Source organism: uncultured Mailhella sp. (assembly GCF_905187505.1).
In the GTDB taxonomy this organism is placed as follows: domain Bacteria; phylum Desulfobacterota; class Desulfovibrionia; order Desulfovibrionales; family Desulfovibrionaceae; genus Mailhella.
Map to the genome: position 1 here is coordinate 1 of NZ_CAJJIC010000050.1, position 14,669 is coordinate 14,669.

Here is a 14,669-nt window from a genome sequence, read left to right on the forward strand (position 1 = left end):
AGGAGCAGGAGCAGCCAGACGGACACTTTCCGACCTGTCCTTACCCGAATCCTGATAGGACATCTTTTCCCATACGAGCATGGCCGTGTTGCCGTTGGGCAGCCGGTCGAAGCCGTGATGAGCCACCTTGTTCTCGTCGCGTATGGTGTATTCCCACACCACGTTGCCGTCCCAGTCGTATTCGCGCAGCGTGCCGTGCCAGCCGCCGAAGGTAACAGGAGCTCCGGGCCCCTGTTCGGCGCGGAGGAGATTGCCGTTGGGCAGAAGCTCCGACATGAAGGCCTGACGTCCGTGATTCCATTCATGGACCACGTTGCCTTCAAGATCGATGAGGTACGTCTTGGTTCCGCCCAGATGGTTGGTGTAGAGGACGTAGCCTCCGTAGGATTTTTCCTTCTGGTAATGAAGGACGCCCAGAGGGCCGCAGATGGCTTCATAAGCGTCGGACACGGACGGAGTGGCGGCCATGCCCGCGACAAGCGCCGCGCCGGCCAGGAATGCAACGAGTTTACGCATGTGTTCCTCCTTGGGTGAATATGCGCAATGAACATTCTAGTCATATTTTTCACAATGCTCCATAGAAGTCAACTAATAATTAAATAAAAAACATTTAAATAGGAAAAACTTTAATAAAATTGCGTCTTTTTTCTGGCGTTTTTTCTTCAGGAAGTCTTCCGCGCCATGCTTTTTGTTACAAAAACGGTTTTTCCATTGACAGAGGAAGAGCTGTGCTGAACAATGGAAAAAAATTTCGGTATTTATTTCATGTCCCAGAAACGACGTTTTTTTGTTCTGTTCTGCCTGGCCTGCTGCCTGTTTCTTTGCCTGCCCGCCCTGACGCTTGCCGCCAATCCTCCCGATTACGAGAAGGCCAAGGCAAATCTTGCGCGGCTTCAGGCCGGGAATCCCGGCCCCAATTCCTGGCAGGCCTGCGCCGACGAGTTCCGCAAGGTTTACAACAACAATCCCAAGTGGAATCTGCGCGTGGCGGCGTTGTTCCGGTGCGGCGTGGCGCTAGAAGAAAAGGCGAGAGTGACGAAGTCGAAGACGGACGCAAAAAACGCCGCTTCCGTGTACGAGCAGTCGGCGAGCAAGTTTCCGTCCAGCGCGCTGGCCGACGATGCGCTTTTCCGCGCGGCGGTCGTCTACAATGAGCTTTTGAACGATCAGAAAAAGGCCCGCGTGCATCTGGAGCACATCGCAAGACGGTATTTTCGCGCAGATCACGCGAAGATTGCCGCCGAGTACCGCGAGCAGATGGACGGAAAGGGCGGAAACGGCAGTGCAGCGTCTTCCCGAAAGGAAGCGGTCAAGGTCAGCCGGCCGCCGAGCGGCGCCGGAGCCCAGATGCTCGCCGCACAGCTCGGTCTTTCGGTTCACACCATCATCATTGATCCGGGACACGGCGGCAGGGACCCGGGGACCATGCACAACGGCGTGGTCGAGCAGGACGTCAATCTCGACATCGCCAAGCGTCTGAGAACCATCCTGCAGAAGCTCGGCTACAAGGTGCATCTTACAAGAAGCGGCAACACCTGGGTTTCCCTGGCCGAGCGGGTGAACTTCTGCCGCAGAAACAAGGGCGATCTTTTCATTTCCATCCATGTGAACGCTTCGGAAAATGCGGGCATCAGCGGACTTGAGACCTACATTCTGGATTTTGCCCGCACAAGCTCCGTAAGTCGTCTTGCCATGGTGGAAAACGCCGACAGCGGCAGGCTCGGCGACATGGACAAGATTCTGACGGAAATACTCACGGGGGCGCGCACCACGGAGTCGCGCCGTCTTGCCGACCGCATTCAGAAGAATACCCTGAGCTACTTGAAGAAGAACGGCGCCTCCACGCATGACGGCGGCGTGAAGGGCGCGCCTTTCTTTGTCCTTGTGGGCTCCTCCGTGCCCAGCGTGCTGGTGGAGGTGGGCTACTGCACCAACCAGAAGGAAGCGGCAAGACTCAAGAGCAGCAAGCACCGGCAGCGTCTGGCGCAGGGGCTGGCCAACGGCATACACGCCTACGCGCGCAGTCTGCGTGGCAAGTAGCGCCGGGGCAGGCCGTCCGTTGATGCCCTGGGCAAAAGAAGCCGCTGAGTGAAAGACCGCGCCGACTTTCAGCGAAAGCGGCAGGAGAGAGGGCGGAGGCTTCAAGTTCGTCGCTGCGCAGGTACGACGTCTTTCGGCCCGGTGCGGTCGCGGTTCGTGAGGGACGTCCCCGGAGTCTTCCGAAGGCACTCAGGCTTTTGTCGTGCAGCCAGGTCGAGACCGGAGTCGAAAGGAAACGTCCGCTTTGTTCAGGCCGATGCTGAGACGTGAAGCCGGAGAGCATCTGTTTGAGGCGATGCAAAAGAAAGCCCCTGTTCCGAAAGGACAGGGGCTTTCTTTTGCATCGCGGGACATGAGCCCGAAGAGGGCGGCTGCGTATCTTCGTCAGGCCTGCGCCTTTTTGTCCTCGGGGTCGGCAAGGGGAGCGCCGGGAGCCTCCTCGGGAATGCGGGGAGCGTCCTCGGTGGCGTCGTACATGTGCACGTCGAGCTGGGGGAAGGATATTTCTATGCCTTCCTCAGCAAAGACTTCGTTGATCTGGAGCATGATGTCGGAGGCGATGGCCATGCCGTCGTTGTATTCGCGCACCCAGAAGCGCAGGATGAGATCCAGGGAACTCGCGCCGAAGTTGACGAAGTAGGACGTAGGTTCGGGATAGAAGAGCACCTTGGGGTGATCCTTGGCGATCTTGAGCAGAAGCTCGAGGCAGTGCTTCACGTCGGAGCCGTAGGCCACGCCCACGGCGATTTCCTTGCGCACGCGGCGGTTGTTGTGCGTCCAGTTCGTGAAGGTGCTGTTCAGAAAGCTGGAGTTCGGTATGAAGATGATGGCGTTGTCGAAGGTCTCCACCATGGTGGAGCGGATGTTGATGCGCTTGACCACGCCGGTGATGGTGCCTACCTGCACCACGTCGCCTTCGCGGATGGTCTGGCCGAAGATGACGGACAGACCGCTCGTAAAGTTCTGCACCATGTTCTGAAGACCGATACCGATACCCACGGAAAGGCCGCCGGCGATCATGGAAAGGCTGGAAAGATTGAACCCGAGGGCCTTGAGGGCGTAGAGTCCGAACAGTGCCCAGAGCAGGCATTTGTAGATGACCTGCATGGGGGCGAGCAGGGAAATGGAGATGCGGGAAATCTGCGCCTGCATGCCTGCCATGAAGGTGTTGCCCACGGCAAGCATGGCTCTTGTGAGATAGAACGCGATGAAGATGCTGAGTATCTGCATGGCATTCAGCGACACGTCGCCGATGTTGAAGCCGAGGGTCGCCATATGCTGGAGAAGGAACCAGCCGCCGGGATAGGCCATGATCCAGAGCACGGCCGCCATGACGGAAACAAGCAGCACCACGGGCATGATGAGGGCCATGGCAAGACTTGCCATGACGGCGATGGTGCCTTCCTTGGGCAGATGCGATTCTATGAGATGCTCAACCTTGAAAAGGGACACGCAGAGCATGATGGTCACCGTGATGGAGGTGAAGCACATGCTTATGAGAATGGACAGGCGGGAGAAGCCGACCAGACTTATGATGAGCGTGATCCAGAGCTGCACGGTGTAGAGCCTCATGATGGTGCGGGGTAGAGGCTGGGGCGGCAGCGGAAGCGAGCGGGTCTTCCACAGGTCTATGGCCTGCACGATGACCCACGCCACGCAGATGAACAGCGGGAAGGGATCGAAGTTGAGCAGAACCATGCCGATGAGCAGCGGCGGGAACATGGGCCACAGCGGAGAAAGACGGGATCTGTTCGGATTTTCAAACTCGTAGAGGTCCCAGGCCAGAAGCATCTGGCCCCAGCACAGGCACATGGTGCCGAGCGTGGCCACGATCTGATAGAGCTTGCCGTCGTCCCATGCCGAAAGGTGGATGGATACGCCGACGGCGATCCAGATGGCGCTGTTGCGCATGACCCTGTCCACGCCGGCCTGCATCTGTTCCGGCAGTCTCTTGCGCGCGGTGTGGCGCAGCGCAAGACCGAAAAGCAGACAGAACAGCAGGGCGCTGGCGATGCGGGTGAGCATGGAGAAAAAGGCGTCCATGCTGCTCGGCAGTTCCGTGGTCAGACGAAGGGAGAAGAGTTCCTCCAGAGATCCGAGGTTCCGTATGTCCTTGGCCCATGCCACCACGTCGTAGAAGTGCCCGGAGGACTGGAAGTAATAGTTGTTCCAGAGCGTGGGCATGTTCTTCATGACTTCGTCGATGCGCGTCTGAACCTGCGTGATGAGCTCAAGCGCAGGATCGATGATGCGGTCGTACCGCGTCTGAAGATTGGAAATGTTCTTGTTGGCCTCCCTGAGACGGCTCGACAGCTTGCCGCTCACCTCGGTGCCCTGTCCGGAAAGCGATTTTTCCAGAAGCGTGAGCGCCTGCTTTTCCTTTTCAAGTTCGGCCTGGGTGTTCTGAAGCGGCAGTATGAGCGCCTGCGTGCGTTCCTTGATGCGGTGGAAGCGCTCCACGAGCACGGTGAGATCGGAGGGCATGCTTCCCGTGGCCTGGGAAAGGGCGTCGAGCTTCTGGAATTCCTGCTCGAGAAGCGAAATGCTCTGATTTGTGGCGGATGAGAGGTCGGACAGGCCGTCCTTGAGGGTCTGGGTGTGTTCGATGATGCCCGCAAGCTGGGCGTTGTGCGTGGCAAGCAGCGCATCCCATGCCTGCTGTACGCTCTTGGCGGCTTCGGCAGCCCGTTCTTCTTCCGCCTTCTTGGCCTCTTCCGCGGCCTTGGCTTCGCTTTCCGCCTTGGCCTTGGCGGCGGCCTCGGCTTCTTCCTTGGCGTCCGGGGCGCTGTCGGCGGCCTTTTTGTCGGACGACTGCGTCGACGTCTGGGCGGCCAGGGCCGAAACCGGGCCGGGACCGGCGTTCAGGCACGCAAGATTGAAAAGGAGCGCTGCGAGAAGTGCAATGGTGAAACGTCGCATGGTTTTTCTCTGAAGGCCGGGCTGAAATCAGCGGGCGCTGAGGGTGAACGAAAGGGACACTCTCTGCTCCATGTGTTCCGGAGGCAGGGGAATGACCCCGGGAGTGCGGACGGCGGCCATGACGGCGGCGTCGACTTCGGCGTTGCCGGAAGGATGGCTTATGCGGCAATCGCGCATGGTGCCGTCGGCCCAGATGTCCAGTTCTACCACAGTCGTCCATGAGCCGGAAAGTCCGTTAGGCATGATGACATGAGGCGCGATGGCCTGTCTGAGCATTTCGGCGTAGCTCTGCACAGGGGCGGGAGCGTTGCCGGTTCCCGCATCGCCGGGGCCGTAGGCGACGGCCAGAGAAACCAGAGATTCGGCTCCGAAGGGAGGGTAGGGATAGGGAGCGGCGTTGTGGGCCGCGGCGCACAGCGAGGCGTCGGCCGCGGGCGTTGCCGAAGGCTGAAGCACGGTGCATCCGGCCAGGGAGCCGGACGGAGCTATCTTCAGTTCCACGAGCGCCATGCCCCGGGCGCCTGAGGGCTGCTGCCATACGCGGAGTATCTGGCTGAGCACCTGCGTGCCGTAGCCGCCGGACGTGTCGGCCGTGGCGCTGAAGGCGGAAGAGACGGAGGGCAGGGCAAGGGCGGAGACGAGCGCGGCCGCGCAGGCGAGGGAGACGCCCGGCGCAGGGATGCGGAAGCCCCGGGCCGTGCCGGAGGCAAAAGCGCGCAAGAGCGATCTGCGAAGAGAAGAATGCTTGCTCATAAAAACTCCAGAGCCGGTTCCGACAGTATCGGAACCGGCGCTTGAAGAAGGATTCTGACGGGCCTCAGCGGCCCAGCATCTGCAGGGAGTTGAAGCTTATGACGAGATCCTGCTGTGCGGGCGTGGGAGGCGGCGGCAGGGTCTTGGTCCGTATGATGGCGTTCACGGCGGAAGCGTCGAACTCGGGTCTGCCGGAAGAGCGTTCGATGTGGCAGTCGAGCACGTTGCCCTGCTTGTCGAGCTTGATGCGCACCTGTACCACCATGTTGTTGCGGGAATAGGTGGGCATGCTCCAGTTGGGCTGCACGGCCAGGATGACCTGTGCGACGTAGACGTCGTAGATGCCGCCGCCGCCCGGGCCGTCGCCTTCGCCGCCACCGCCGCCGACGCCGGTCTTGCCCACCTGTTTTTCCAGATCGGCCAGAGCACGGGATGCGGAGGTTCCGCCGCCCTTGCCCGTGCTGTTGGAGCGGGCCTGCTTGCGGACGTCGGCCAGAGCGTCGGCCAGAGCGTCCTTGCCGCTGCTTTGCGACTTGCTCTGCGACTTGCCGGAAGTCTTCGCCTTGTCGGAATCCGTTTTCTTTTCCGTCTTGGGTTCAGGCTTGGCGGCCGGTTTCGTTTCCGGCTTCTTTTCCGGTTTCGGCTCGGGCTTCTTCTCGGGCTTGGGCTCAGGTTTCTTTTCGGGCTTGGGTTCCGGCTTCTTCTCGGGCTTGGGCTGCTGAGGAATCTGTACCGGATCCTTTTGCGGCTCAGGCTTGGGCTCGGGCTTGGGTTCCGGTTTGGACTCGGGCTTTGCCGCGGGAGCGGGAGCCTCTTCGGGCTTGGGCGCGGGGGCGGGCTCGGCCTTGGGCTGGGCCGCCGCTTCCGTGGAGGCCACCTGCTTGCCGGTGACGGGGGGACGTGCTCCGAGCACGGGAGAGGGCAGTTTTTCGCCGCCCGGAGCTCCCATGACGAGACTGACCTGATAGACGGGACGCGTGATGTCCAGCGGAGGACGCAGCGGCACGTACAGAATGAAGGCCAGCACTGCCAGATGGAGCAGTATGGATATGAAAAGACTGCTTATTCGCATGAGAGTGACATATGCCGTCTAGCGGCGGCGCTGCTGGGCGCTGCCGGACTGCGCAGGGGCAGCGCTTTCCGTGGAGGGCATGGCGACCACGCCCAGCTTTTCGATGCCCGCGGCCTTGATGCGGCCCATGACGTCCACCACGAGACCGTAGGGCACGGCCTTGTCGGCCTGCAGGAAGAGCGCGCGATCCTTTTCCTTCACCAGCGTGACGAGACGTTCTTCCAGCTCTTCCAGCGGCACTTCATAGGTGTCGAGATAAAGCGTGCCGTCCTCACGAACGGTGAGCACCAGATGGTCGGAATCGGTGGGCAGTGTGTCCACCTGCTTGGCCTGCGGAAGGTCGACGTCGAGGCCGGAATCCATCATGGGGGCCGTGACCATGAAAATGATGAGCAGAACCATCATGACGTCCACGAAGGGCGTCACGTTGATTTCCGAAACGAAGCCTTTTTTTCTGGCCATGGTCCGCCCTACCTGTCGCCGCCGCGGGAACGGTGCACGTTGACTTCACGCTGCACGCGGTTCAGGAAAATGCCCGCGAAGTTGATGAGGCGGGTTTCGATGCTGTCGAGCTTGCCGAGGAACATGTTGTAGGCGATGGTGGCGGGCACGGCCACGCCGAGGCCGATGGCCGTGGCGATGAGGGCTTCGGAAATGCCGGGAGCCACGGTGGCCAGAGAGGCGGACTTCATCTGACCGATGGCATGGAACGAGGTCATGATGCCCCAGACCGTGCCGAACAGACCGATGAACGGAGCGGTGTTGGCGGCAGTGGCCAGAATGGAAAGATGCTTGTGCAGACGGTCGATTTCAAGGCCGACGCCCTGGTTGAGCGCACGGCGCACGGTTTCGACCACCACGCTTTCATCAGCGCCGGCTTCCTTGCCGTCGTTGAACTCGCGCACGCCGTGCTGAGCTACGCCGTAAAGCGGAGAAGTGGGATCGCCGCCGAGACTCTGCACGGCCTGACGCAGATCGGGAGCGTCAGTGAAGCGGATGATGCCGGCCGTGGCCTTGCGTTCGGCGGCGGAAAGCGTGACGATCTTGCCTATGATGACGGTCCAGCTGAGGATGGAGAGCGCAATGAGGATGACCATGATGAGCTGGGCGATAAGACTTGCGCTGGCAAAGACAGAAAAAATGTTGTAGTCCATGGGTGCTCCGAAGATATCCGATAGATTGCCGACGTGGAAACCGCATCGGCGCGGGAAAGGAACCGCTCTGTTCATATGCTTGAGCGGCGCCGGATGCAACGAAAAATCCTGCGCCATCCGTGTGACGGAGGGCGTGACAGACTGCCGCCTTTTGCGCTAGAGTCCGGAAGACCTTGAAGGAGTTTCCTATGTTCTGGCGTCCTGTCTGTTGTGCGGCTCTTGCCTGTATACTGTTTTTGCCTGCGTCCGTCAAAGCCGGAGAGCACTACACCATGGAGAGCGCCGTTCTGCGGGCGCTGGAAAAGAATCCCGACATAGAGACCGCCAGATTCACCGTGCAGGCAGCGGAATCTGCGCGCAAGGCGGCGAGAAGTTCCTTCGGTCCCTCACTGGACGTCAATTACAGCTATTCCCGATACAGCAAGGACAGGCCTTCCCGCTACGAACCCAACGTGACTACCATGACGGTGCAGGCCAGTCAGCCCCTTTTTACCGGATTCAATCTGCTGAACACCTATCAGAAGGCGGCTCTGGAAGAGGAACGGCAGGCGCTTCAGCTGGAATCGCAGCGCCTTTCCGTCACGGCCGCCGTTCAGGAAGCGTTTGTATCCTATCTGAAGGCCGAGGCAAGCATCAGCAGCACCCGCCGTTCTCTGGAGCGCGCACAGGCTCAGCTCGACATGGCGAAGACGGCATGGAACATCGGCCTTCGGCCCAGACTCGACGTCCTGCAGGCGGAAACGGAGCTCGCCAGGACCGAGGCTCTGCTCATCAACTATGAGAACGACCGCAACGTGTGGCTCACCCGCCTCAACACGCTGCTTGATCTGCCGCCCGACGCCCGCATCGACTATCGGGGGGATCTCTCGCTCACGCCGTTTTCGCGCACGCTCGAAGCCTGTCTTGCCCAGGCTCTGGAACATCGCCCCGACCTGCTCATGGCCAGAAAGTCGGTGGAAATGGCCTTCAAGGATCTCGGCATAACGAAAAGTTCCTTCTGGCCGCAGGTTTCTGCCGTTCTGGGCTGGTCCACCACGGGCAGTCATCTCGATGCGGCGGGCAGCCGCTACACGAAGAAGGACTATTCCTACGGAGAAATAGGCCTTTCCATAGACTGGACGCTGTTTTCAAGCGGCAGAAGAATGTATCTCACGCAGCAGGCGCAAAGACAGATTTCCGCGCTGGAGGCGGCCGTGCGGTCTTCCGTCAACAACTGCGCCTACGCCGTCCGTTCCAGTCTTCTTTCCACGCAGGATGCCTATCGTTCCGTCAAGGTGTCGCAGCGGGGCGTGGTCAGCGCGAAGGAATCCTATGAGGATGCCAAGATGCGCTACGAGCTCCAGTCCGGTTCCTACCTTGACCTTCTGACCGCGCAGGCTGCGCTTTCCGAAGCGGAGCTTGCGGAAATTTCCTCCCGGGCCGACTGTCTCATCGCGCTCTCCCAGCTTTACGAAACCATGGGCGAGCTGCATCCCGATCTTGTGGAATCGCCGGAAAAGGCTGAAGAGAAGAAGGGGTCATAACGGCATCCGCCCTGTCCATCTGCACAAAAAAGCCGCGTTTTCTTGAGAGAACGCGGCTTTTTGCTGGCAGAAGGCCGATGTTTTCCGGGAGGGGATCGAGGTACGGAGCTTTTTGAAGTCGAAGGCCATGCCCGGGGGCGGATTTCGGTTCAGTCTTTCCTGTCGTCGGAGTAAACGGCGCGGAGCTGATACTCCATGTCCATGCCGTCCTGAAGAGAACCGGTGACGAGGCAGCCGTTGCGCATGATTTTGGCGCAGCGTTCGAATATGGGAGCATCGTCGGGGCCTAACTCCACGGAAAAGTCAAGCTTCATTCCGGTAATGCGGTGCTGTCCCACGGCGTTGGTGCCGAAGTCGACATCTGCTTCTGCCGTCATGGTTCGGCAGTCGGCCTTCCGGGCTTCGAGAGCTCCGGTCAGTGATGCGGAATAGCAGGCTATGGCTGCCGCCTCGAGCAGGGCTTTTGCCACGCCGGAACGCTGTTCCGGGGCAATTCCGGTATGATCGATGACGATTTTTTCCAGACCTGGAAGGTTGATGTCGAAGGTGTGAACGTCGCCTTTTTTACTGTATCGGACGTGAGCGGACATGGAGACTCCTTTCATGCAGGCCCTGTACAGGGCTGTCTTGGGGATGGGACACTTGGGAAAGAGAGAACTCAGAAGAGGAGAAAGGCGAGGGGAATGCCCATGATGATGACGGAAAGGTCGGCTGCGATCACGGCGAGGGATCCGTAGTGTGCGGCCCGTTTCGGCCCGATCCATTCATAACCGTAGATCAGGGCGCCCCGGTTGGAGGCTGCGGGAGTGACGAGGGCGGCCAGAAGCACCTGGCTGAGTCCGGCCGCGATGATGATGGCCACCTGCTCCGGCATGCCCAGGGAAAGGGCGAGATTGGCCAGAATGGGGATGAAGGTGGTGGCCAGAACCAGATTGTGGGCTATCTGTGTCAGCAGTGCCATGGTGACGAAGCTGATGAGAATGAACATGATGCCGGACATGTCGGAAAACATGGGCATGATGGTGTCGACGATGGTGGTGATGATGCCCGTTTCCCTGGCCAGCATGGCCTTGCCGATGGCCATGGTGGCGGCTACAAGGGCCAGAAGATCCCAGTTGAGCCCTTCCTGCGCCATTTTTTTGAAGTCTGCCAGAGGCCTGCCGTGGCAGCGCAGGGCGCACACGAGGCAGATGGCGGAAACAAGGGCGCCGAAGTCGCCGAGGTTTTTGTAGATGGCGAGGAAGAGGCTTTCTTTCGGCAGTACGAGGGGAAGCAGGATGATGGCGGTGAAGCCCATGAGCACGGCTCCGGCGATTTTTTCTTCCGTCGTGAGGGAAAGTTCCTTGTCTTTGAGCACATGTTCTGCTTTCAGGGAGCCGAAGCGACTGAGATCAATGCGCAGGAGTCTGCCGCCGGCGAAGTAGAGCAGCATGCCTGCAAAGGAAATGATGGTCATGTACACGATGAAAATGCCGGAAGAGACCGTCAGCCCCGTTGCTTCCGCAAGAGCCGTCATGCACACCTTGGGGAAGACCTGATAGGGCATGATGGTGCCCCCGAGCGTGGCCATCTGCAGCACGCCCACGAAAAGAAACCCTGCTTCTCTGGAAAGACGCCTGTATCCCGTAATGTCGCATATGCTGATGAGGATGGTCCACATGAAGAATATGACGGCATAGGTCATGATGAAGATGCCGAGGATGTAGGCTGCCAGAAAGAGCATGAAGACAAACACCCACGGCCGCCCTTCGATGAACTTCCGGGAAAGAAAGAACAGGGCGATCTTGTTGCTGAGGCCCGAATGTTCCGCGTAGGCGGCAATGATGAAAAAGAAAAATATTTGAAGAAAGGTACTGTTGCCGAATCCGATGTTGAAGGCCTGCGTCACGGAACAGTAGCCGCTCAGCCCCAGTGCCACGAGTCCGGCAAAGCTTGGCCACAGCATGCCGACGAACATCCATGCGTAGATGAGACCGAGGAAAACACCGAGTACTTTCATGCCCATGGGAGTTATGGTGCCTGCGGGTGGCAGAAAGCCGGTTCCCAGCATGATGAGAAACATGACACCTATGTGCATGAGACGGGAAAAGCGTTTCATGGAGGCCTGCCTTTTTTCTGGGAGAGATCAGGAAGGCAGCCGGAGTTTTCCGGCTGCCCGGAGAAGTCCTACTTCAGAGCCTGATAGATGACGGCTCCCTCACAGTCGGCCGGAAGGGGAAGTCCGGTAAGGGCGCAAGCGGTAGGAACCACGTCCACGGCGCGTATGCGTCGGGAGAGCCTGGTGTGCTCCTTCACGCCGGGGCCGAGCATGGCGAAGAAGGCCTTGACGGACGTGCCCTTGTAGCTGTGCGTGGTGAGGGACGTGCCGTGCACCCTGGTCCATTCGGGGTTGAACACGAAATAGATGTCGCCCACGTTTTCGCCGTACAGGCCGAGCACTTCCATTTCCTGCCTGTTGAAGGCGAAGCAGACGGGCCGGCGTCCGTGTTCGTCCTTGTAGTCGAGCAGCTTCTGAATGATTTCCTTCACCAGAGCGTCGTAATCCCCGGGATCGACGATGCCGTCGGGATCGCGACCCTTGAGGTTGAGATAGACGTAGCCCGATCTCTGGCCGATGGCGCGGGTCTTGGACCAGTCGATGACGGGAGAACCGGAGGAGCGGTCGATGGAAAGGTAGCCCATGTCTTCAAACACCTTTCCGCCCACGGCCCACGGGTCGCCCATGAGCGGAGCCTCGCAGCCGGCTTCCTTGCTCATGCCGCCGTGATCGGAAGCAAGAACGATGACGGTGTTCCCATCGTTCAGCTCCATCATCTTTTCGACGAAATGATCGGTGATTTCGTAGTATTTTCTTACGATGTCAAGATAATACCCCGCCTTTTCCCCGCTGTATTCCTCAAGAATCAGGTTCTGATAATTGTGGTTGCAGCAGTCAAGCGCATGGCAGTGCATGTAGAACACGTCCCACGGCTTGTTTTTGGCAAGATAGAGCACGGCATTTTCTATCCAGGCATACATTTCGGCCTGAGTTTCGAGCATGATGTCGTCGAGTCCGCAGTTGGACATGTGCATCATGGGGCCGACATGTTCCAGAAGTTCGTCGCAGAGAGATGAGGGATGGAAATACTTGCGGTTGGAGGTGTCAAGCACATAGCTGCGGTACAGCTTGAAGCTGGAACCGTCTTCGGCGACTTCCAGCAGCTTGATCTTGTAGTACACCGTGGCGATGTGGCCGTTGAGCAGGAAGGAATCCTTTATCCAGGGGCTGAAACTGCCGATGGTGACGGCGACCATGGGGGTCTTGTCCTTCGCCGTCTGATAGAGCTCGAAGGTGTCGTATTTTCCGTTGCCGGAAGAAAGGATTCTGCCGTAGCGGCTGATTCTTCCCTCCTGCATATGCACAACGGTGCGCAATTCTTCGCCTTCGCGGAAGATGGGGCAGTTGTGATTGTCTATCTTGAACTTGATGGTACGGGCGTCGATGCGCTTGTCGTCGCCGATGACGAATTTTTCTGTCTTCTTTTCCTCATAGTCGCAGACTTCGAAGTCGAGATTCTCAATGTCGTCTTCCACGACGCAGGAAGCGCCGGTGTTGTTCTTTTCGTGATAGGATGACGCCGCTTGCGTGAAGGATACGTCGCCGAAATAGAAGGCCTCGCCTTCGCAGTAGGCCTTGGAATTGGGGTTGATGCCCGTGCCGTCGACGGCGATGATGTCTTCATAAGTGGGAGGCCAGGAAGTGGGGTAGTTGAAGACGATGGCCTTTTTTCCTGCCTTGATGGCGGCGTCCCAGAGAAATTCCGCTTTGCACAGCTTGGAGTTGAAGCCTACGTCCAGATGGGTGAGGCTGTTGCCGAAGGTATGGTTCCAGTAGCAGGTGATGCCGTGAGTCCCCGGATAGGCCCCGGTTGCCAGGGTGGCCCAGTTGGGAGGCGTGATGGTCGGCTGGACGCCGAGCATGCCCAGATCCTCCGCAGCCGTGCCGCTGTCGATGAACTTTCTGATGTTCGGCAGATATCCTTCGTTCAGAAAACGGGACATGAGAAGGGGATCGGCTCCGTCGATTCCGAGGAAGAGAAAGCGCTTGTTCGACATGGGAAACTCCTGAAAGAAAAGTTGAAGTCTTATCTGTCAGAAGTTCTACCCCCTCATGTGAGAAAAAAACTTGGTAAATACCAGCTATGCGGCATGAAGATGTTCAGTCGTCGTTTTTTTCCTTCCTGAAGGAGAGACAGGCGTTTTGCAGCAGGGCAACGTCGGGAATGACGATCTGCTTTCCGCGTCGCATGATGATGCCCTGAAGTTCAAGAGAAAGGAGAAATTTACTTATATTGGTCACATGCGTTCCGACAAGCTCGGCCATGTCCTGCCGGGAAAGAAAGGTATCTATCTGTACCTGGTCGCGACTGTTGTCCCGGGCAAGATAGCAGAGGGAAAACAGCAGCTCCATGAACCTGCTCAGACACGAATCCTGAGAGGTGTTGATGAGCCTTTGTATGATGGATTCGTATCTCGTATATATCTGATTGGTGAATTCTTCGAAAAGATCATTCTCCACGAGGGAACTGATGAAGTAAGATTTATCTATCCGTATGATTTTTGTCGTTTTCAGACAGATGATGCTTTTCTGAAAATTCAGGTTGAAGGTGGGAATCATGCATCCGCTGCCGAGAAGCCACAGCAGCTTTTGCTGTCCTTCTGCATTGAAGACATAAATCTTGATGACACCGCTTTTAATGAAATAAATGAATTTTTTTTCCAGATGAGGCGTATCTTTCGGGGAAAAGGTTTTCGTCTGTACGCAATTCGTGTCGATGACGGAGAGAAAATGGTCATCCTCATGAAAATATATGGAGTGGGGAGAGAGCATGGAACCCCCTTCGACCGGGTCGGTGTTTCGTGAAAGTGCATTCCGGGAAAGAAACGTGCGCCTGATCATCGTGGCTTTTGTGCGAACGTCGGCATGCGTTGAAGCATATGTCCGTTGTACGGCTTGTACTTGTTCTGCGCAACATTTATGGACCGGGAGGATGCAGTTCCCGGATGCGCCAGAGGCATGAAAAAAGCCGTGTTTTCCCAAGAAAACACGGCTTTTCCGTCTTGCGGATCAAAAAGGTTACAGCGTGGCCTTGTAGGCGTCGGCGGACATGAGGCCGTCCACGGCGGCCATGTCTTCGGGCCTTATGCGGATGAGCCAGCCCTTGTCGT

12 protein-coding genes are annotated in these 14,669 nt (G+C 58.3%); 2 read left to right on the forward strand and 10 right to left on the reverse strand.

The window, feature by feature from the left end:
* The coding region (locus QZZ60_RS06285) for an aryl-sulfate sulfotransferase (RefSeq protein ID WP_295639382.1) at positions 1–516 on the reverse strand (516 nt) is incomplete at its 3' end.
* A gap of 222 nt (positions 517–738) precedes the next feature.
* Between QZZ60_RS06285 and QZZ60_RS06290 the strand changes: the two genes are divergently transcribed.
* The gene (locus QZZ60_RS06290) at positions 739–2,040 is read left to right on the forward strand and encodes an N-acetylmuramoyl-L-alanine amidase (protein ID WP_295639383.1); all 1,302 of its coding nucleotides are present in this window, start codon (positions 739–741) and stop codon (positions 2,038–2,040) included.
* 384 nt (positions 2,041–2,424) lie between these two features.
* On the opposite strand, the gene QZZ60_RS06295 is transcribed toward QZZ60_RS06290, so the two are convergent.
* The 5 genes from QZZ60_RS06295 to tolQ all read right to left on the reverse strand — a co-directional run bounded on the left by QZZ60_RS06295 (position 2,425) and on the right by tolQ (position 7,938).
* Positions 2,425–4,959 carry a mechanosensitive ion channel domain-containing protein gene (locus tag QZZ60_RS06295; protein ID WP_295639386.1) on the reverse strand — a complete coding sequence of 845 codons (2,535 nt, stop codon included), beginning with the start codon at positions 4,957–4,959 and terminating at the stop codon, positions 2,425–2,427.
* Between the two features lie 27 nt (positions 4,960–4,986).
* On the reverse strand, positions 4,987–5,712 hold the full coding sequence (locus tag QZZ60_RS06300; protein ID WP_295639389.1) for a cell envelope integrity protein TolA: 726 nt from the start codon (positions 5,710–5,712) through the stop codon (positions 4,987–4,989).
* A gap of 64 nt (positions 5,713–5,776) precedes the next feature.
* Entirely contained in the window at positions 5,777–6,784 is a 1,008-nt protein-coding gene (gene tolA / locus QZZ60_RS06305) for a cell envelope integrity protein TolA (protein WP_295639392.1), read from the reverse strand.
* A gap of 18 nt (positions 6,785–6,802) precedes the next feature.
* Positions 6,803–7,246 (reverse strand): ExbD/TolR family protein, encoded by a 444-nt coding sequence (locus QZZ60_RS06310; RefSeq protein ID WP_295639395.1) that lies wholly within the window; start codon positions 7,244–7,246, stop codon positions 6,803–6,805.
* Between the two features lie 8 nt (positions 7,247–7,254).
* Positions 7,255–7,938: a protein TolQ gene (gene tolQ, locus QZZ60_RS06315; RefSeq protein ID WP_295639398.1), complete on the reverse strand. Its 684-nt coding sequence runs from the start codon at positions 7,936–7,938 to the stop codon at positions 7,255–7,257.
* 188 nt (positions 7,939–8,126) lie between these two features.
* On the opposite strand from tolQ, the gene QZZ60_RS06320 reads away from it, so the two are divergent.
* Positions 8,127–9,461 (forward strand): TolC family protein, encoded by a 1,335-nt coding sequence (locus tag QZZ60_RS06320; protein ID WP_295639400.1) that lies wholly within the window; start codon positions 8,127–8,129, stop codon positions 9,459–9,461.
* 149 nt (positions 9,462–9,610) lie between these two features.
* Here QZZ60_RS06320 and QZZ60_RS06325 read toward each other — a convergent pair whose 3' ends face one another.
* The 4 genes from QZZ60_RS06325 to QZZ60_RS06340 all read right to left on the reverse strand — a co-directional run bounded on the left by QZZ60_RS06325 (position 9,611) and on the right by QZZ60_RS06340 (position 14,331).
* Entirely contained in the window at positions 9,611–10,051 is a 441-nt protein-coding gene (locus tag QZZ60_RS06325; protein WP_295639403.1) for an OsmC family protein, read from the reverse strand.
* Positions 10,052–10,119: 68 nt separating this feature from the next.
* The gene (locus QZZ60_RS06330; protein WP_295639406.1) at positions 10,120–11,559 is read right to left on the reverse strand and encodes an SLC13 family permease; all 1,440 of its coding nucleotides are present in this window, start codon (positions 11,557–11,559) and stop codon (positions 10,120–10,122) included.
* 68 nt (positions 11,560–11,627) lie between these two features.
* Complete coding sequence (locus QZZ60_RS06335; protein ID WP_295639409.1) at positions 11,628–13,556, reverse strand: alkaline phosphatase family protein; 1,929 nt, start codon at positions 13,554–13,556, stop codon at positions 11,628–11,630.
* 103 nt (positions 13,557–13,659) lie between these two features.
* The gene (locus QZZ60_RS06340) at positions 13,660–14,331 is read right to left on the reverse strand and encodes a Crp/Fnr family transcriptional regulator (protein ID WP_295639412.1); all 672 of its coding nucleotides are present in this window, start codon (positions 14,329–14,331) and stop codon (positions 13,660–13,662) included.
* Between the last annotated feature and the right edge of the window lie 338 nt (positions 14,332–14,669).

Excerpts from the sequence above, each read along its gene's own strand:
- QZZ60_RS06290 (WP_295639383.1), top strand. The coding sequence starts at position 739 with ATGGAAAAAAATTTCGGTATTTATTTCATGTCCCAGAAACGACGTTTT.
- QZZ60_RS06295 (WP_295639386.1), bottom strand. The coding sequence starts at position 4,959 with ATGCGACGTTTCACCATTGCACTTCTCGCAGCGCTCCTTTTCAATCTT.
- QZZ60_RS06300 (WP_295639389.1), bottom strand. The coding sequence starts at position 5,712 with ATGAGCAAGCATTCTTCTCTTCGCAGATCGCTCTTGCGCGCTTTTGCC.
- tolA (WP_295639392.1), bottom strand. The coding sequence starts at position 6,784 with ATGCGAATAAGCAGTCTTTTCATATCCATACTGCTCCATCTGGCAGTG.
- QZZ60_RS06310 (WP_295639395.1), bottom strand. The coding sequence starts at position 7,246 with ATGGCCAGAAAAAAAGGCTTCGTTTCGGAAATCAACGTGACGCCCTTC.
- tolQ (WP_295639398.1), bottom strand. The coding sequence starts at position 7,938 with ATGGACTACAACATTTTTTCTGTCTTTGCCAGCGCAAGTCTTATCGCC.
- QZZ60_RS06320 (WP_295639400.1), top strand. The coding sequence starts at position 8,127 with ATGTTCTGGCGTCCTGTCTGTTGTGCGGCTCTTGCCTGTATACTGTTT.
- QZZ60_RS06325 (WP_295639403.1), bottom strand. The coding sequence starts at position 10,051 with ATGTCCGCTCACGTCCGATACAGTAAAAAAGGCGACGTTCACACCTTC.
- QZZ60_RS06330 (WP_295639406.1), bottom strand. The coding sequence starts at position 11,559 with ATGAAACGCTTTTCCCGTCTCATGCACATAGGTGTCATGTTTCTCATC.
- QZZ60_RS06335 (WP_295639409.1), bottom strand. The coding sequence starts at position 13,556 with ATGTCGAACAAGCGCTTTCTCTTCCTCGGAATCGACGGAGCCGATCCC.
- QZZ60_RS06340 (WP_295639412.1), bottom strand. The coding sequence starts at position 14,331 with ATGCTCTCTCCCCACTCCATATATTTTCATGAGGATGACCATTTTCTC.